The organism is Acidiphilium rubrum (assembly GCF_900156265.1).
Taxonomy (GTDB): Bacteria; Pseudomonadota; Alphaproteobacteria; order Acetobacterales; family Acetobacteraceae; genus Acidiphilium; species Acidiphilium rubrum.
This window is the reverse complement of the sequence record NZ_FTNE01000021.1, coordinates 45686-64329: the sequence shown is the minus strand read 5'-3', so window position 1 is coordinate 64329 and position 18644 is coordinate 45686. Positions and strand designations below refer to the sequence as shown.

At 65.2% G+C, this 18644-nt stretch carries 13 protein-coding genes; 9 read left to right on the top strand and 4 right to left on the bottom strand.

The window, feature by feature from the left end; all coding sequences use genetic code 11:
- On the bottom strand, positions 1-239 hold a 239-nt coding region (locus tag BW994_RS14165), incomplete at its 3' end, for a DUF6444 domain-containing protein (RefSeq protein ID WP_408736045.1).
- A gap of 319 nt (positions 240-558) precedes the next feature.
- On the opposite strand from BW994_RS14165, the gene rimP reads away from it, so the two are divergent.
- From rimP to BW994_RS14135, 6 genes are all read left to right on the top strand, one after another.
- On the top strand, positions 559-1083 hold the full coding sequence (gene rimP, locus BW994_RS14160; RefSeq protein WP_051657435.1) for a ribosome maturation factor RimP: 525 nt from the start codon (positions 559-561) through the stop codon (positions 1081-1083).
- A 29-nt stretch (positions 1084-1112) separates the two neighbouring features.
- Positions 1113-2627: a transcription termination factor NusA gene (nusA, locus tag BW994_RS14155; RefSeq protein WP_029312489.1), complete on the top strand. Its 1515-nt coding sequence runs from the start codon at positions 1113-1115 to the stop codon at positions 2625-2627.
- On the top strand, positions 2611-3312 hold the full coding sequence (locus BW994_RS14150; RefSeq protein ID WP_051657433.1) for a DUF448 domain-containing protein: 702 nt from the start codon (positions 2611-2613) through the stop codon (positions 3310-3312). The genes nusA and BW994_RS14150 overlap by 17 nt, the downstream gene beginning before the upstream one ends.
- Before the next feature lie 80 nt (positions 3313-3392).
- Positions 3393-6098, top strand: coding sequence for a translation initiation factor IF-2 (infB, locus tag BW994_RS14145; protein ID WP_029312487.1), 2706 nt, complete (start codon positions 3393-3395; stop codon positions 6096-6098).
- Positions 6068-6547: a 30S ribosome-binding factor RbfA gene (gene rbfA / locus BW994_RS14140; RefSeq protein WP_035229262.1), complete on the top strand. Its 480-nt coding sequence runs from the start codon at positions 6068-6070 to the stop codon at positions 6545-6547. Before infB ends, rbfA begins: the two co-directional genes overlap by 31 nt.
- On the top strand, positions 6544-7503 hold the full coding sequence (locus tag BW994_RS14135) for an L-threonylcarbamoyladenylate synthase (RefSeq protein WP_029312485.1): 960 nt from the start codon (positions 6544-6546) through the stop codon (positions 7501-7503). The genes rbfA and BW994_RS14135 overlap by 4 nt, the downstream gene beginning before the upstream one ends.
- A gap of 142 nt (positions 7504-7645) precedes the next feature.
- Here BW994_RS14135 and BW994_RS14130 read toward each other — a convergent pair whose 3' ends face one another.
- Positions 7646-8932, bottom strand: a complete 1287-nt coding sequence (locus tag BW994_RS14130) for a chloride channel protein (protein ID WP_029312484.1) — start codon at positions 8930-8932, stop codon at positions 7646-7648.
- Positions 8933-9176: 244 nt separating this feature from the next.
- Between BW994_RS14130 and BW994_RS14125 the strand changes: the two genes are divergently transcribed.
- Positions 9177-12635 (top strand): DEAD/DEAH box helicase, encoded by a 3459-nt coding sequence (locus BW994_RS14125; protein WP_051657431.1) that lies wholly within the window; start codon positions 9177-9179, stop codon positions 12633-12635.
- A 276-nt stretch (positions 12636-12911) separates the two neighbouring features.
- On the opposite strand, the gene BW994_RS14120 is transcribed toward BW994_RS14125, so the two are convergent.
- Both BW994_RS14120 and BW994_RS14115 read right to left on the bottom strand, forming a co-directional pair.
- A complete protein-coding gene (locus BW994_RS14120; RefSeq protein WP_029312482.1) occupies positions 12912-13691 on the bottom strand; it encodes a tetratricopeptide repeat protein in 780 nt (259 codons plus the stop codon).
- 97 nt (positions 13692-13788) lie between these two features.
- Positions 13789-14748 (bottom strand): nucleoside hydrolase, encoded by a 960-nt coding sequence (locus tag BW994_RS14115; RefSeq protein WP_029312481.1) that lies wholly within the window; start codon positions 14746-14748, stop codon positions 13789-13791.
- A 293-nt stretch (positions 14749-15041) separates the two neighbouring features.
- Between BW994_RS14115 and BW994_RS14110 the strand changes: the two genes are divergently transcribed.
- The gene (locus BW994_RS14110; RefSeq protein WP_029312480.1) at positions 15042-17333 is read left to right on the top strand and encodes an FdhF/YdeP family oxidoreductase; all 2292 of its coding nucleotides are present in this window, start codon (positions 15042-15044) and stop codon (positions 17331-17333) included.
- Positions 17334-17335: 2 nt separating this feature from the next.
- Positions 17336-18574 carry a kynureninase gene (gene kynU / locus BW994_RS14105; protein ID WP_029312479.1) on the top strand — a complete coding sequence of 413 codons (1239 nt, stop codon included), beginning with the start codon at positions 17336-17338 and terminating at the stop codon, positions 18572-18574.
- Positions 18575-18644 lie beyond the last annotated feature (70 nt).

Genomic DNA, 18644 nt, shown 5'->3' with positions numbered 1-18644 from the left:
TGGCCGCCGGAGGGCTTGCCCGACGCCGCGCGCAGGCTGCTGGTGCGCGGCGGCTTCTTCAGCCCGTCGCTGGAAGGCGGCTTGCCGCTGTTGCCGCTATGCAGCCCAAGTTGGCGCTCAAGCTCCGCCACGCGCGCCAAAAGCACCGCATTCTGAGCACGCAATTCAGCGATGATCGCCTGGTAGAAGGCAACATCAGCCGGAATATCCGGTGCAGCAGGAGGTGCGGGCGATGCCATACACACCTTGACTCACACTTGCCCGTAGTCGGTCAAATGCCGGAGCAGAACACACCTGGGCAGTTACTAAAAAAGAAGCAAAAAACTTTTTGACTTTGGGGCGCGGGCGGTTTCAACGGCACGGGCCCAGATTAGTGAAGTTTTTTTTGCTTCTTTTTTGTTCACAAAAAAGAAGATTTTCCTTCCCTTCAGCGTGGCCTTGCCTCATCGCGTTTCCGGCGCTATAGAGCACAAAAATCATACTCCAACCTTCACGGAGGTGGCCTCAACGGGCCGCCTTTTTTGTTGCCCAACCGCCTTTGTTCCGAGAATGCCAAGCTTGAACCAGACTCGCCCGCAACACACCGGCCTTGAGGGCCGTATCGCCGATCTGATTGCCCCCGGGCTCGAATCGATCGGGTATGAACTTGTTCGCGTTACCATCATGGGCAAGCAGACGCCGACCGTGCAGATCATGGCGGACCGGGCGGATCAGACGCAGCTTTCGCTCGATGATTGCGAGCGGATCAGCCATCTGGTCTCCGCGGTGCTCGATGTCGATGATCCGATCAGCAGTGCGTGGACGCTCGAAGTGAGCTCCACCGGGATCGACCGGCCGTTGACGCGGGTGAAGGATTGGAACCGGTTTGCCGGGCATCTGGCCAAGATCGAGATGGATGTTCCGATCGCAGCCGGGCGCAAGCGGGTGACCGCGACCGTGCTGAGTGCGGATGACACCGCGGCACGGGTGAAGCTCGATACCGGCGAGACCGTCGATTTGCCGCATCATGATATCCGCAAGGCCAAGCTCGTCCTGACCGAAGATTTGATCAAGGCGACCGAAACGCCGTCTCCCCCGAACTGAACCATTCAGAGCAAAAGAGCGAGATTTCCATGGACACCGCGATTGCCCGCCCCGAACTGCTCCTTGTCGCCGACGCCGTTGCCCGCGAAAAGCAGATCGACCGCGACGAAGTGCTGGAAGCGATGGAACAGGCCATCCAGAAGGCCGGCCGTGCCAAATACGGGCATGAGAAGGATATTCGTGCGACGATCGACCGCAAGACCGGCGATGTGCGGCTGTCGCGCTGGACCGAGGCGGTCGAGGTGGTGGAAAATGAAGAGACGCAGATTCCGCTGCATATTGCCAAGAAGTTCAAACCCGAGATCGAGCTCGGCGGGCATCTGATCGATCCGCTGCCGCCGATCGATTTCGGGCGGATCGCGGCGCAGACCGCCAAGCAGGTGATCGTGCAACGGGTGCGCGAATATGAGCGCAAGCGCCAGTATGACGAGTTCAAGGACCGCGTCGGCGAGATCATCACCGGGGTCGTCAAGCGGACCGAGTACGGCAATCTGATGGTTGACCTCGGCCGGTCCGAGGCGCTGCTGCGGCGTGATGAGACGATTCCGCGCGAGAATCTGCACAATGGCGATCGGGTGCGGGCGTTCATTTACGACGTGCGCGAAGAGCCGCGCGGGCCGCAAATATTTTTGTCTCGTACTCATCCGGGGTTTCTCGCGAAATTGTTTGCCCAGGAAGTGCCGGAGATTTACGAGGGGATCATCGAGATCAAGGCGGTTTCGCGTGATCCGGGGTCGCGCGCGAAGATGGCGGTGATTTCGCGGGATGCCTCGATCGATCCGGTCGGCGCGTGTGTGGGTATGCGCGGTTCGCGGGTGCAGGCGGTGGTGGCCGAGTTGCAGGGCGAGAAGATCGACATCATTCCCTGGTCGCCCAACCCCGCGACCTTCGTGGTCAATGCGCTGGCGCCGGCCGAGGTTTCGAAAGTCGTGCTCGATGAGGAGGCCGGCAAGGTCGAGGTTGTGGTGCCGGATACCCAATTGTCGCTGGCGATCGGCCGGCGTGGCCAGAATGTGCGGCTCGCGTCGCAATTGACCCGCTGGGATATCGATATTCTGACCGAGGCCGAAGAGAGCGAGCGGCGCCAGGAAGAGTTCCGCCGGCGCTCGCATCTGTTCGTCGATGCGCTCGATGTCGATGATGTGATCGCTGGATTGCTTGTCACCGAAGGATTTGAAGGGATCGAAGACTTGGCTTCTACACCATTGGATGAACTGGCCTCGATCGAAGGGTTCGATGAGGGCATTGCCGCCGAATTGCAGCGCCGGGCGGAAACCGCGATCGAGAAGCGGGCGGGCGAGCTGGAAGACAAGCGCAACGCGCTGGGCGTGACCGACGAACTCGCCGATCTCGAAGGCCTGTCGGCGGCGATGCTGGTCGCGTTGGGTGAGGCCGGCGTGAAGACGCTGGATGATCTGGGTGATCTGGCGAGCGATGAGCTGATCGACATTGTTGGCAAGGAGGCGCTCGATGAAGAGAGCGCCAATGCGATCATCATGGCGGCGCGCGCGCACTGGTTCGAAGGGGATGAAACACCTGCCTGAACCCGAGCCGGCCGCATCCGAGACGATCGAGGACGACGCGGCCGATCATGTCGGTCCGCTGCGCCGTTGTTTGGTCACGCGGGAGCGCCATGAGCGTGAGACGATGCTGCGCTTCGTGGTCGGGCCCGATTCGACCATGCTGGGCGACGCGCTGGTGTTCGACGTGGCTGCAACCCTGCCCGGTCGTGGGCTGTGGTTGAGTGCGCGGCGGGATGTGGTAGACATGGCGCTCAAGCGCGGCGTGTTTGGCAAGGCTGCCGGCAAGCGGCTGGTAATCCCTGAACGGCTGGCCGATCGGGTCGAGCATGTTCTGGAAAATCGGGTCGTCGAGTTGCTGGGGCTGGCCCGGCGGGCTGGTGCGGCGGTCGGCGGGTTCGAGAAGGTGAAGGAACGGCTGGCGGCCGGGCAGACTGCCCTGCTGGTCATGGCGTCCGACGGCAGCGAGGCGGAACAGGCCAGGGTACGGGGCCATCACAAGGTCGCCATGGTGCGACCGCTTTCGGCACAGCGGCTTGGTGCGGTTTTCGGACGCGAGCGCACCGTGCATGTCTCGATCGGACCTGGCAAACTGGCTGGTATGATCGCAACCGAGGCCGCCAGATTGGCAGGTGTTCGTCCCGCGGTGATTGCGGGGGACATTGCCAGTGCGGCGGAGAGCGGGCAGAGAGAGCCGCAACCGGGGTGACACCCGGATTTTGGCGATGCGCGCGGCTGGTGCCGCGGGTTACGAGACTAAGAAACTGAATTGAATACGGACCGGATTGTATGAGCGACGAGCAGGATCAAGGCGAAACCAAAGGGCGGCTCTCGCTGCGGCCGGCGAACCGGACCGAGCTTGGCCGTACGGTCGATGCCGGGTCGGTGCGGCAGAGCTTCAGCCATGGCCGCTCGAAAGTGGTGCAGGTCGAGGTGCGCAAGAAGCGCGGCGGTGCCCCCGGTAGCGCCAACGAATCCACCGCGACCCGGCCGGCGCCCGCGCCGGTGCGTGGCGGCAATACCGTGACACCGGTGCCGCGCAGCCTGACCGCGACCGAGCAGGCCGCGCGCCAGCGCGCCGTGGCCGAGCAGCAGCGCGAATCCGCCAAGCGTGATGCCGAGCGCCGCGAGCAGGAGACGATTTCGATCCTGTCCGCCGCCGAGGAAGCGCGTCGCCGCGAGGAAGAGGCCGCCAAGGTCGCCGAGGAAGAGAACCGCAAGCGGATCGAGGAAGAATCGCGCCGCCGCGAGGAAGAGGCCGCCAATCCGCCGGCCGCGCCGGTTGCCGAGCCATCCGAATCAGTCGAAGCGCCGGCCGCGACCGATGCCGCACCGGCAACGCCAGCGCCGGCCGCACCGGCAAGCGCGCCGCCGCGCCGGGTTGATGCCGCGACCGCGCCACGCCGGCCGGCCACGACCACGCCGGCCGCAGCCGTGACGCCGGAGACCCTGCGCCTGAAAGCCGGCCGTGCCGGTGGCCGCGAGGATGAGGATGAAGCGCCGCGTGTCGCCCGCCGCCCCGGTGGCGGGGGTGGTGCATTGCCGGCGCGCAAGCCGGTTGCGGCACCCGCGAAGAAGGTGGTGGATGATCGTCGCCGTGGCGGTGCCCGGATCGATGTGCAGGCCGCCATGTCGGGCGAGGATGAGCGGGTTCGCTCGCTCGCCTCGGTTCGTCGGCAGCGCGACCGTGAGCGTCGCCAGGCCGAACTCGAAATGCTCCGTTCAGATCAGGTGCGCGTTGTGCGAGATGTTATTCTGCCCGAGACCATTACGGTCCAGGAACTGGCCAACCGTATGGCCGCACGGGTGCCTGACGTCGTCAAATCCTTGATGAAGCTGGGCGTGATGGCGACCGCGACGCAATCGATCGATGCGGATACCGCGGAGATCGTGGTCGAGGAATTCGGCCATAAATCGAAGCGCGTTTCGGAAGGCGATGTCGAAATCGGCCTCGAGGGCGTGGTGGATGCCGATGCCGACATGCGGACACGGCCGCCGGTGGTGACCATCATGGGCCATGTCGATCACGGCAAGACCAGTTTGCTCGATGCGCTGCGTTCGACCAGCGTTGCCGCCGGCGAGGCGGGGGGCATTACCCAGCATATCGGTGCCTATCAGGTGACTCTGCCGAGCGGTGAGCGCATGACTTTCATCGATACGCCGGGCCATGAGGCGTTCACCGCGATGCGGGCGCGTGGCGCGCAGGTGACCGACATTGTCGTGCTGGTGGTGGCCGCCGATGATGGGGTGATGCCGCAGACGATCGAGGCGATCCGCCATGCCAAGGCGGCGAACGTGCCGATTATCGTTGCGATCAACAAGATCGATCGGCCGGACGCCAACCCGACGCGGGTGCGCAGCGAGTTGCTGCAATATGACATCGCGGTTGAGGAAATGGGCGGCGAGACGCAGGATGTCGAAGTGTCCGCGTTGAAGCGCGAAGGGCTCGACCGGTTGCAGGAAGCGATTTTGCTGCAGGCCGAAATTCTTGATCTGAAGGCCAATCCGGATCGCAGCGCGGAGGGTGCGGTGATCGAATCGCGGCTCGATCGTGGGCGCGGGCCGGTTGCGACCATCCTGGTCCAGAAGGGCACGCTCAAGCAGGGCGATATCGTGGTGGCGGGGACCGAACAGGGCCGCGTGCGCGCGATGCTCGATGAGCATGGCAAGCCGGTGACCAGTGCCGGGCCTTCGGTGCCGGTCGAGATTCTGGGCATGTCGGGCGTACCATCGGCCGGTGAGGCGTTCGTGGTGGTCGAGGATGAGGGCAGGGCGCGCGAGATCGCCGAGTTCCGTCAGCGCCGTCTGCGCGAGACCAACGCGGTGGCCGGTGCGGCGGCGCGCGGCACGCTCGATCAGATGCTGGCGCGCATTCAGGCCGGTGAGCAGAAGGAAGTCGCCCTGCTGATCAAGGCCGATGTGCAGGGCAGCGCCGAGGCGATTCAGGCGCTGGTGACCAAGCTCGGCAATGACGAGGTGCGGGTGCGGGTGCTGCTGGCCGCGGTTGGGCAGATCACCGAGAGCGACGTGCAGCTTGCCAAGGCGTCGGATGCGATCGTGGTCGGCTTCAATGTGCGGGCCAATGCGCAGGCGCGCGCGCTGTCGAACCGGGACGGCGTCGATATACGGTATTTCAGCATCATCTATCAGGTGGCTGACGACATCGAAAAACTGGTCAAGGGCAAGCTCGCGCCGGTGCATCGTGAGAAATTCCTGGGCTACGCGGAGATCCGCCAGGTGTTCAACATCACCAAGACCGGCAAGGTGGCGGGTTGTTATGTCACCGAAGGGCTGGTCAAGCGCGGCGCCGGCGTGCGGCTGTTGCGCGAGGGCGTGGTGGTGCATCAGGGCGAGCTGTCGCAGCTCAAGCGGTTCAAGGACGATGTGCGCGAAGTGGCGCGCGGCTATGAATGCGGCCTGTCCTTTGCCGGGTTCGGCGATATTCGCGAAGGCGATGTGGTGGAATGTTACGAGACCGAACTCGTTCCAGCATGACCGGCGCGGGCAGGGGCCGGGGCAGGACCGACCGGGCCAGCGTTGCCGGCAAGGTGCAGGACGGCCCGTCGCAGCGGATGCGGCGGGTGGCCGAGGATATCCGGCATCGGCTTTCGGCCGTGCTGGCGCGCACCGAGTTTCGTGATCCTGATCTGATCGGGGTGCATCTGACGGTGGCCGAGGTGCGGATGAGCCCGGATTTGAAGCACGCGACGGTGTTCGTCTCGCGGCTGGGCAATGTTCCGACCGATCCGTTGCTGCCGGCGCTCAAGCGGGTCGGGCCGTTTCTGCGCAGCGCGATCGGGCAGGGGATGCGGACGAAATTCGTGCCCAACCTGCATTTCCAACCCGATCTGGCGCTCGATGAGGCGACCAGGATCAACCGGTTGCTGCATAGCCCGGAAGTGGCGCGCGACCTGCCGCCGGCCCCCGAACCCGACGAGGCATGACCGAGGTTTTGCGCGATGATGCCGATGGCATCGCGCGGGCGGCATTGTTGTTGCGAACGGGTCGTCTGGTCGCGTTTGCCACCGAGACGGTTTATGGGCTGGGGGCGGATGCGACCGATGGTGATGCGGTTGCGGGGATTTATGCGGCGAAGGGGCGGCCGCAGTTCAATCCGCTGATCTGCCATTTTCCCGATGCGGCGCAGGCTTTTGTTCATGTGATCGCGGATGAGCGGGCGCGGCGTCTGGCTGAAGCGTTCTGGCCGGGGCCGTTGACGCTGGTGTTGCCGCGCCGTGCCGGGAGCGGGGTTTCCAGCCTGGCGGCGGCGGGGCTGGCGAGCCTGGCGGTGCGGGTGCCGGGCCATGCGACGGCGCGCGCGGTGATTGAGGCGGCGGGTGTGCCGATTGCGGCACCTTCGGCCAATCGGTCCGGCCGGCTGAGCCCGACGTGTGCGGCGCATGTGCATGGGGATCTGGCCGGGCGGATTGCGGCGGTGCTCGATTCCGGGCCGACCAGCGTGGGGGTGGAATCGACCATTGTCGATCTGACCACGGCGACAGCGACGATTCTGCGGCCCGGCGGTGTTGCGCGTGAGGCGCTGGAGGCGGTGATCGGGCCGGTTGGCTATGCCGCCGATGCGGGGATTATTATCGCGCCGGGGATGATGCGGTCGCATTATGCGCCGTCGCTGCCGATCCGGCTCGATGCCGTGGCACCTAGTGAGTCGGAATCCTGGCTTGGGTTCGGGCCAGCGGTGGTTGCGGCGCCGGTGATGGTGAATTTATCGGCGGCGGGTGATCTGCGGGAGGCGGCGGCGCATTTGTTCGAGGCGCTGCATCGGCTGGACGCGGCATCGGTGGCGGCGGGATTGGCGGGGATTGCGGCGGCGCCGGTGCCGCATGAGGGGCTGGGGGCGGCGATCAATGATCGGTTGCGGCGGGCGGCTGCGCCGAGGTGAGGGAGAAGGATTCTTCTTTTTTGTGAACAAAAAAGAAGCAAAAAAAACTTCTTTAATTTGGGCCCGTGCCGGTTCCAACGCCCGTGCCTCAGATTAACGAAAGTTTTTTGCTTCTTTTTTACAAAAAAGAAGTGCTTCCCTTCTAATGTCCGTCCGCGGAGACGGGCACAGGATGCTCAACCACCCGAAGAAACTGCTGCGCCATTGCGTGATAGACGGGTGTTTTACAGACCAGTCGCGACGCCATGGTGCCGAGGATGGCGGCGATGCCGACCGGGACGGTCATGGCGGGGTTGGCGGTCATTTCGATGACGATGGCGGTTGCGGTGAGCGGTGATTGCACGACGCCGGAGAAATAGCCGGCCATGCCGATCATGGCGAAGCCTGCGACCGGCAGACCGGGCAGGAGGTGGGCAAAGCCGGTGCCGATGCCGACGCCGACCGCGAGCGAGGGGGCGAAGATGCCGCCGGGAATGCCGGACAGGTAGGAGACGAGGGTGGAGAGGAATTTCAGCGGCGCGAAATCGAGCGGCGGCATGATGCCCTGGGTGAGTGCGGCGCGGGCCTGGCCGTAGCTGGCGTCGAACACCTGGCCGTGTGAGGCGAAGCCGATGGCGGCGAGAATCAGCCCGCACAGGGCGGCGAAGGCGACCGGCCGGTTGGTCGCGAGGCGGTTGATCGGGCCGGGCATGAATTGCGCAGGTTTGACCAGGATGCGCGCGAAGGCGCCGCCGGCGATGCCGCCGATGCCAGCGCAGACGGGAACCGCGAGCCAAGCCGCGCCGATCGGCAGGGAGGCCGGGGACAGGCCGAAATACGGGTGGTAGCCGAGCGCGAGGAACAGGGTGACGCCGCTGACAAAGGCGGCCAGGATGATCGATCGGACCTGCCGGTCATCGAAACTGCGGGCCATTTCCTCGATCGCGAAGATGATGCCGGCGATCGGCGCGTTGAAGGCGCAGGTGATGCCAGCGGCGCCGCCGGCCAGGATGAGCAGGCGTTGCAGGGCGTGGCTGCGTTCCAGCCCCATGCGGCCGCAGATATTCATCACCGCGCAGCCGATCTGTACGGTCGGGCCTTCCTTGCCGATCGAGGCGCCGACCATGAAGCCGAGCAGGGTGAGCAGGAATTTGCCGGTGGCGATCCGCAGGGAGAGCACGGCATCGACGCCGGTGGCATCCTGCATCTGGAGTGCGGCCATCGCCTGGGGAATGCCGGAGCCTTGCGCGCCGGGGAAGACGCGGCGGGTGAGGGTGACGATCAAGGCGAAACCGGCGGGGCAGAGGATGAACACGATCCAGCGATGATGCGCGGTGGCGCGGGCGAAGATTGTGCTGGCCTGATCGACGCCGAGGCCGAAGGCGATGGAGATCAGGCCGGTGATGATGGCGGCGAGAGCGAAGATGAGGTTCCGCTTGGTGGTCGCCATTCGTACTGCCTCCTTCGGGATCATGCCGGCGCGCTTGGTATGCCGTTGCGGGATTGGGGCGGCAAGGGTCGCGAGGGGTTCGGTTCGGCGAAAAATCCGGATATCCTGGCTTGATTGAACCCGGCCCCCTTGGGTTCAGGGCAAGGTCCTCTATAACGAGGGGTCCGGTCGGGCGAAGTGGTGGCCGAGAGAAGAGGTGTATGGATTTGTTCGTTCCTGAATTGCTGCAACGTCGTGTGATCTCGTGAGCCGGTCTGCCGAATCGCCCGGGGCGCTGCCGATGCTGGATGTGCTCGCGGGCTTGATCCCCGAAAAATTGCCGTCGATCTTCGGTCACGAAACCGTCGTGCGGGGACGGGCGTATGCCAAGCGGGGGCAGGTGGGGTCGGTCGCGCTGGAAAAATCCGGCACGGTGCTGACCGCCGAGGTGATCGGCACCGAACCGCTGCCTTATCGGGTGCGGGTTTCGGCGCGTCGTGGGGTCAGGGGGTTTTTGTTTGCGGGCGATTGTAGCTGCCCGGTTGCGGACAATTGCAAGCATGTCGTGGCGACGTTGCTGCACGCGGCCCAGCCCGATGTGCGCAGGCGCCTGGCGGCGGCGCAGACAGGTGCCGCGCCGGTCACCGGCAGCCTGTCGCCGCGGTTGCAGATCTGGATGAACGATCTGCGGTTGGCGCAGGCGGGGGCGGATGAGGAATATCCCGCGGATATCCACCAGCGGTTGATGTATGTGTTCGAGCCGCTGTCCGGCCCTAATCCGCAGGTGTCGGACATCGGGATCGAGGCGGTTTCGGTGCGCCTGCTCAAGGATGGCAGTCTTTCGACCGTGACGTCGTCCTATGATCCGGGCACGCTCGATGATCGCGGCGTCGGCGGGACGAAGTTTCTGCGCCCGTCGGACCGGGAAATCCTGCCGCGCCTGTCGCGCATGGCGCAGCGGGGGGCGACGAGCGGGTTTGTTGTGCGGCTGAGCGGGGTCGAGGGGAACGCGCTGCTGCACGCGATTCTGGCGACGGGGCGCGGCCGGTGGGAGGCGGTGAACGGCGTGGTGATGCAGGCGGGGCCGCCGCTGGAGGCCGGCATTGTCTGGGCGCTGAACGAGGATGGCAGCCAGAGCCCGACGTTCGAGCTGCCGGACACCGGGATTGCGGTGCGCCTGACGCCGCCGTGGTGCATCACGCCCGATACGGGGCTCGCGCAACCGGTGCGGACCGGGCTGGCGGATCGGTTGGCCGACACGCTGCTCGCGGCACCGCCGGTGCCGCCCGAGCAGGCCGAGGCGCTGCGTGAGCGGCTGGCCCGCGATGTGCCGGCGGTGGCACCGCACGCGCCGCCCGTGCTGGCGGCGCCGGAGGAGATTGCGGTGCCGCCGGTGCCGGTGCTGCGGATCGAGCCGCGCCGAATCAGCATGCCGTCCTGGATGGGCGGTTATCGCGATCTGCACGGCGCGGTCATGACCATCAGTATCGCCCGGCTTGGGTTTCGCTACGGCGATTTCGAGGTGGCGGCGCACGATGACCGCACGCTGCCGCGCTTTACCAAAGGTGCGGCGATCTTTGCGGTTGTCCGTGACGAGGCGGCCGAAGCCGATGCCATGCGGTGGCTGACCAGATTGGGGTTCAGGGCGGCGACGGGTGCAGCCAGTGGGTCGGCGGGCGATCTGATCCTGGCTGGCGGCGACGTCGAGTCCGAACTTGAGTGGCTGGAGTTTTTCTATCACGACGCTCCGCAGCTGCGGGCGGCGGGCTGGGTGGTGATCAGCGCCGATGATCTGCCGGTCCGGCTGGTCAAGGGCGATGACGCGCCGCTCACCGCATCGCTCAGCGAACGCACCGAGGCCACGGGCAGCGGGGTCGACTGGTTCGATCTCGATCTCGGCGTGGTGGTCGATGGCGAGCGGATCGATTTATTGCCCGCCGTGATCGATCTGATCGGCAGCGAGGGGTGGTCGCTGGAGGATTGGGGCGCGGGAGATGGCGATGATGCCGATCTGGATGACGATGGTCCGGATGATTCGGACGAGCCCTTCTATCTGCCGCTGCCGGATGGCCGCGTGTTCGCGCTGCCGCGCGCGCGGCTGCTGCCGATTGTCCGCGCGATCCATGATCTGCTCGCCGCGACGCCGCGCGACGGGGCGGGCAAGTTTCGGGTTTCCACCTATGATGCGGCACTGCTCGCGGCGCTCGAACAGGCGAGCGCTGCGGCGGACACGACATGGTCCGGCGGCGAGCCGCTGCGCCGGCTGGGGCGGATGCTTGGCGAGACCGGCAGTATTCCGCCCGCCGTGATCCCGCCCGGTTTCACCGCCGATCTGCGGCCGTATCAGGCGCAGGGCGTCGATTGGTTGCAGTTTCTGCGCCAGGGCGGGCTGGCAGGGATTCTGGCCGATGAGATGGGCCTGGGTAAGACCGTGCAGGCGCTCGCGCATATTCTGATCGAACAGGTCGAAGGCCGGCTCGAACACCCGGCGCTGATCATCGCGCCGACCAGCCTGGTGGTGAACTGGCAGCGCGAGGCCGAACGCTTCGCGCCGGCGCTGCGCGTGCTGGTGCTGCACGGGCCGGATCGGGCCACACGGTTTGGCGAGATCGCTGCGCATGATCTGGTGATCACCACCTACCCGCTGCTCGCCCGCGATCATGAAGTGCTGCACGCGCAGCAATGGCATATGGTGGTGCTCGATGAAGCGCAGATCATCAAGAATCCCAACGCCCTGACCTCGCGCCTGATGCGCGGGCTGCAGACCAGGCACCGGCTGTGCCTGACCGGCACGCCGCTCGAAAACAACCTGGGCGAATTGTGGTCGCTGTTCGCGTTTCTGTCCCCCGAACTGCTCGGGGATCGGAAGAATTTCCAGAAGCGCTGGCGGAATCCGATCGAAAAACAGGGCGATCCCGAACGCCAGCAACTGCTCGCCCGCTACGTGCGCCCGTTTCTGCTGCGCCGGACCAAGGCGCTGGTCGCCGCCGAACTGCCGCCCAAGACCGAAATCGTCGAATCCGTCACCATGGAGGCCGAACAGCGCAATCTGTACGAAGGCATCCGCCTGACCATGCACAACAAGGTGCGCGAGGCGATTGCCGCGAAAGGCCTGGCGCGCAGCCATATCGTGATCCTCGAAGCGCTGCTGCGCCTGCGCCAGACCTGCTGCGATCCGCGCCTGCTCAAACTGCCGGGCAACCGGGCCGAAGGCGTCGCTTCCGCCAAGCTCGACCGGCTTGCGGAAATGGTGCCGGAATTGGTCGCCGATGGCCGGCGCATCCTGATTTTTTCGCAGTTCACCAGCATGCTCGCCTTGATCGAAACCATGCTCGCCGAAGCCGGGTTGCGTTGGGTCAAACTCACCGGTGACACGCGCGACCGGCAAACCCCGATCAGCCAGTTCCAGGGCGGCGACGTGCCGATTTTCCTGATCAGCCTGAAAGCCGGCGGCGTCGGCCTGAACCTCACCGCGGCCGATACCGTGATCCACTACGACCCGTGGTGGAACCCCGCCGTCGAAGATCAGGCGACCGACCGCGCCCACCGGATCGGACAACCCAACCCCGTGTTCGTGCACCGGCTGGTGGTGGCCGATAGCGTCGAAGAAAAAATGGAATCACTCAAATTGCGCAAACGCCAACTCGCGGAAGGCCTGTTCGATAACGCCGCCAGCGACACACTCGCCTTCAGCGAAGCCGACATCGACGATTTGTTCTCGTAACATGGGCAGCGGTTGGCGACTGGCGGTGGGTGGTGCTGGGGGGAAGGAAGGCCAGGGGCTCTGCCCCTGGACCCCGTTAAAGGCGGAGCCTTTAAAATCCATTAGTTTTAGGTAAGGGGAGGGCGCTGCCTCGGTGGTTCCGTTGATCTGGCCTGTGTCGCCCTCCCCTTACCTAAAACTAGCGGGTTCTAAGGGCTAAGCCCTTAGTGGGGGTCGAGGGGGCGAAGCCCCCCGCCTTGCTTGCTCCCGGCACCCCCGCCGCCGGTCGCCATACGTTTACCAGTTGTTGTCGGGGTCGAAGTCGGTGTTGTCGGGGGCTTGGCTGTTATCGTTCCAATCGGGTGAGCCGGTCAGGCCGTCGTCGCGATCGGGGGCTTGGGGGTCGGGTGGTGCGATGCCATCGTTGCGGTTGGTGTTTGAGTTGCCGAGCATATCGCCGACGATGCGCTCGCCGACAACGAAGGCGGCGCCGGTGGCGAGGCCGGAGAGCAGGGCACCGCCGAGGCCTGACCCGGTGGCGGTGGGGCCGGTGGGTCCGTAGGGGGGTTGGTTGCCCATGCCCATGTTTTGGTTGCCAAAGCCGTAGGGCGGGGGTGGGCGCATGGTGGTTTGGCGGGCCCGGCGGATGATCCGCACGATGAAGAAGACGGCCAGCAGGGCGATGATGATCAGGCCGAATTTGTTCATGTGAAAGCCGCCGGGGGCGAGCGGTGCGGGTGCCGGGCTGGCGAGGTGGGCTTGCAGGGCGGCGACTTTATCGGGTTTGGCGAAGGGCAGGCCGGGGGCTGCGGATTCTGCTTTGGCGAGTGCTGTGCGGGCGGCGGGCAGGTTGCCGAGCGCGTCCTGGGCTTCGGCGGTGAGATACCATGCGACGCCGCTTTGCGGATGGGCGCGCAGGATCGGCCGCAGGTCGGCCAGGGCGGTGCGCGCGTGGCCATCCGCGATCATGATCTGGATTTGCTGGGGTGTTGCGGCGGTTTGGGCGGATGCGATGCCGTGGCCGAGCGTGAGCAAGACAGCGACGGCGAGGCTGCGGATCAACGAACGGCCCGTCATGGGGACCTCCTGGTAGGGTGCGACATTCCGTATATAGGAATGATGTCCGCACTATACAGCTTCGTGATCGGTGCTGCCAGATTGTGTTCGGCGCAGGTCAGTCCTGTTCCAGCGTTCTGAACAGCATCGATTTGAACCGTGCGATGTCGATGCTGCGGCAGACATCGATGGGCGGGGGTGTGTGTGCCCAGGCGGGGTCGTTGGCGTGTTGGCCGGTGGTGCCGAGTTCATCGATCAAGGTGGCGCCGCGGGCGAGGCCATCGAGCGGGATGGCGACGCCGCAGCGAGTGGTGTGCGTGACGATCGATGGGTCGAGGGCGACGGCCATGGCGACGGGGTCGGGCAGGGGCAGGCCGGGTTCGGCCTGGGTTGCGGTTGCGGCGCGCAGGGCGGCGCGGGAGCAGGCCATGGCGAAGCGGGCGGTGGCGTGGTGGGAGGTGGTGAGGCGGGCCATGTCATTGGCATCGAGGCAGGCGGCACCGCGCGAGAGGTCCCAGCCGACCAGGGTGATGGGCATGCCGGAGGCGAGCACGATGGCGGCTGCTTCGGGGTCGCACCAGATATTGTATTCGGCGGCCGGGGTGACGTTGCCGATGCTGCCGGGGTTGCCGCCCATGATGGTGCAGCTTCGGACCCAGGTGGCGAGTTGCGGCTCGATTCGCAGGGCGAGGGCGATGTTGGTCAGCGGGCCGAGGGTGACGAGGTCGATTGTGCCGGGGGTGGTGCGGCAGCGTCGGATCAGTTCGAAAACCGCCGGTTCGGGTTCGGCCTGGTGGGTGGGGGGTGGGAACCCGACGTCGCTCAGGCCATCGGCGCCGTGGAAATAGCCGGCATCGGCGCGGGGTTTCAGCAGCGGGCGGTCGGCGCCGCGATAGACCGGCACGCGGGCACCGCAGAGGTCGAGCACGATGCCGGCGTTGATGGCGCCTTGCCCGACATCGACATTGCCGCTGACGATGGTGATGGCCTCGATCCGCACGTCCGGCGTGCGGAGGGCCATGATCAGGGCGATGGCGTCGTCGGAGGCGGTGTCGGTATCGATGATCAGGGTGCGCATGGGCGGGTTATCGGGTGCTGCGAAGGGGAAGGGAAGGGCTTCTTTTTTGAAAAAAAGAAGCAAAAAACTTTCCGACCCTGGGGCACGGGCGTCGAAACGAGCACGGGCGCAAATTAGCAAAGTTTTTTTTGCTTCTTTTTTGTTCACAAAAAAGAAGACCCTTCCTCCCCTTACCTAACATCGATCATCGCACCGCCCCCGGCCGAGCCGATGCTGCATTGCGACAGAAAGCGGTTGCGTTATGAACCGAAATCCCCAATGTGCCCCCAACGCACCACTGAAGGATGTATCGCATGGCCGAGCAGGACGAGATTTTCGCACCTTACGATGCACCGGCCGGTGGCTGGGGTGCGCTGGCCGCGACCGCGAAGGCGCTGCGGCGGCAGAGCGTGGTGGCGCGGGGCGGCAAGGCGCTGCTGGCGGCGAACCAGCCCGAGGGGTTCGACTGCCCGGGTTGTGCGTGGCCTGATCCGAAGCATACGTCGTCGTTCGAGTTCTGCGAGAACGGTGCCAAGGCGATTGCTTGGGAAGTGACCGACAAGCGCGTGACGCGCGCGTTTTTCGAGCGTTACACAGTGACGGAATTGCTGGCGAAGAGCGATCTCTGGCTCGAGGAGCAGGGCCGGCTGACCGAGCCGATGCGCTATGATGCGGCGAGCGACAAATATGTGCCGATCGCGTGGGATGATGCGTTCGCGCTGATCGCGCGGCACATCAATGCGATGGAGCATCCCGATCAGGCGGAGTTCTATGTTTCGGGCCGCACCTCGAACGAGGCGGCGTTTCTGTTCGCGCTGCTGGGACGGTTGGTGGGCACCAATAATTTCCCCGATTGCTCGAACATGTGCCATGAGCCGACCAGCCGCGGGCTGCCGCTGTCGATCGGGATCGGCAAGGGGACGTCGGTGCTCGAGGATTTCGAGCATGCCGACATGATTTTGAACATCGGCCAGAATCCCGGCACCAATTCGCCGCGCGCGATGGGCACGCTGCGTGAGGCGGCCAAGCGTGGCGCGCGGATCGTGGTGCTCAACCCGCTGCGCGAGCGGGCGCTGGAGCGGTTTGCCGACCCCAAGAGCACGCAGGACATGCTGTCGAACGGGGCGAAGATCGCGCATCTGTACTGTCAGGTGAAAGTCGGCGGTGATGCGGCGGCGCTCAAGGGCATCATGAAGCTGGTGATCGAGGCGGATCGTGCCGGCAAGGCGGCCGGGACCGGCGGCGTGCTCGATGAGGATTTTATCGCGGCGCATACGCATGGGTTCGAGGATTTCGTTGCCGATCTGGATGCAACGCCGTGGGAGGACATCGTTGCGACATCCGGGTTGAGCCGCGAGGTTTTGCAGCAGGTCGCGACGATTTATTGCGAGTCCAAATCGGTTATTCTGATGTACGGCATGGGCATTACCCAGCATCAGCATGGTTCGGAAAATATCCAGCAATGCGTCAATCTTTTGCTGCTGCGGGGCAATATCGGGCGTCCGGGCACCGGGATTTCGCCGGTGCGCGGGCATTCCAACGTGCAGGGCGATCGGACCGTCGGGATCGATGAAAAACCGACCGCGGCGTATCTGGATCGGCTGGGTGCGGTGTTCAAATTCGAGCCGCCGCGCGCGCACGGCCATGGCGTGGTGACCAGCATCGAGGCGATGATGCGGGGCGAGGTGCGGGTGTTTCTGGCGATGGGCGGTAATTTCGTGGCCGCCGTGCCCGATACGCCGGTGGCCGAGGCGGCGATGCGCCGGCTGCATCTGACCGTGGGCGTCACCACCAAGCTCAATCGAGGCCATCTGGTGCATGGGCAGGATGCGTTGATGCTACCGTGCCGGGCGCGCAGCGAGTTCGATGAGCAGGGCGGCGTACTGCAATCGGTCACGGTCGAGGACAGCATGAGTTTCGTGCATGCGTCGGGCGGGTTGCTGGAGCCGGCCAGCCCGCATCTGATGTCGGAAGTGGCGATCGTCTGCGGCATGGCCAAGGCGATTTTCCCGGATCGCTATACGCATATCGACTGGGATGGGTATGCCGCGAATTACGATAAGATTCGCAACGATATCGAGGCGGTCTATCCCGAGCTGTTCCGCGATTTCAATCGCCGGGTGCGCGAACCCGGCGGGTTCCGGCTGCCGAACCCGGCGAGCGAGCGGATCTGGAAGACCAAGACGGGTCGGGCCAATTTCCTGGTGTTCAAAGGCGTCGCCGAGGATACCGCGCGGGCGGCGGAGCCTGGTTTGTTGCGCCTGGCGACGCTGCGTAGCCATGACCAGTACAATACCACGGTCTACAGCAACGATGATCGGTATCGCGGCATCAAGGGCGACCGCATGGTGGTGTTCATGAACGAGGCGGATATGGCCTCGCGCGGGATCAAGCCGGGCGGGAAGGTGCGGCTGCGGACGGTTTCAACCGATGCGACGATCAGGATGGTCGAGAATCTGACCGCGATTGCCTATAATATTCCGAGCGGGTCGGTCGGGGCGTATTATCCCGAGACCAATCCGCTGCTGCCGCTGTATCATCATGACGCGCTGGCCGAGACGCCGGCGGCCAAATCGATCCCCGTGATCGCCGAACCGATGGGCTGAGCGTGGTCGATCGGCGTGAGGCGCTGGTGGGGCTGGACGCGGCCGATCCGCTGGCCGGGTTCCGCGATGCGTTCAGCCTGCCGGAGGGCGTGATCTATCTGGATGGCAATTCGCTCGGCGCGCTGCCGGTGGCGACCGCCGGGCGGGTTGCCGCGGTGGTGGCTGCCGAGTGGGGGCGGGGCTTGATCCGCTCGTGGAACGATGCCGGGTGGATCGGGTTGCCCGAGGCGGTGGGTGACAAGATCGGCCGGTTGATCGGCGCGGCGCCGGGCAGCGTGCTGGCGGCTGATTCGACATCGGTCAATCTGTACAAGCTGCTGGCGGCCGCGCTGGGGTTGCGGCCGGGGCGGCGGGTTATCCTGACCGAAGCCGGCAATTTTCCGACCGATGTCTATATCGCCGACGGTCTCGCGGCCTCGCTGGGCGAGGGGCATGAGGTGCGCGCGGTACCGGCCGGCGGGTTGCGCGAGGCGATGACGCCGGAGGTTGCGGTGGTCATGCTCACCCATGTCAATTACCGCACCGGCGCGATGCACGACATGGCGGCACTGACCGCGGCGGCGCATGCTGCCGGGGCGCTGATTGTGTGGGATCTGGCGCATTCGGCGGGCGCCGTGCCGCTCGACGTTGCGGCGGATCGGGTCGATTTCGCTGTCGGCTGCGGCTATAAATTTCTCAACGGGGGGCCTGGGGCGCCGGCGTTTCTGTATGTCGCGCCGGGCTTGCAGGGGCAGGTGCGCTATCCGCTGACCGGCTGGCTTGGTCATGCCGCGCCGTTCGCCTTCGAGGACAGATTTCGACCGGCGGCGGGGATTGCGCGCGCGACGGTCGGTACGCCATCGATCATCGCGATGGCGGCGCTGGAGGTTGGGGTCGATCTGGCGCTGCGCGCGCCGATGGCGGCGGTGCGCGCCAAATCGCTGGCGCTGTCGCGCCTGTTGATCGATCTGGTGGCGGCGCGGTGCGGCGATGCGGGGTTCACGCTGGTGACGCCTTTGGCCGATGCCGAGCGGGCGAGCCAGGTTTCGTTTCGTCATGCGCACGCCTACCCGATTGCGCAGGCGCTGATTGCGCGCGGTGTGATCGGTGATTTTCGGGCGCCCGATGTGCTGCGCTTCGGCATCACGCCGCTTTATCTGCGCTATGTCGATCTCTGGGACGCGGTAGATGTACTTGCCGATGTCATGACGCGGGAGATCTGGCGGGAGGCGCGGTTTTCGATGGTGCGGGTTGTGACGTGACGTGAAAGAAAGTACTTCTTTTTTGTAAAAAAGAAGCAAAAAACTTTTATTTATTTGGTTATTGGGCGTT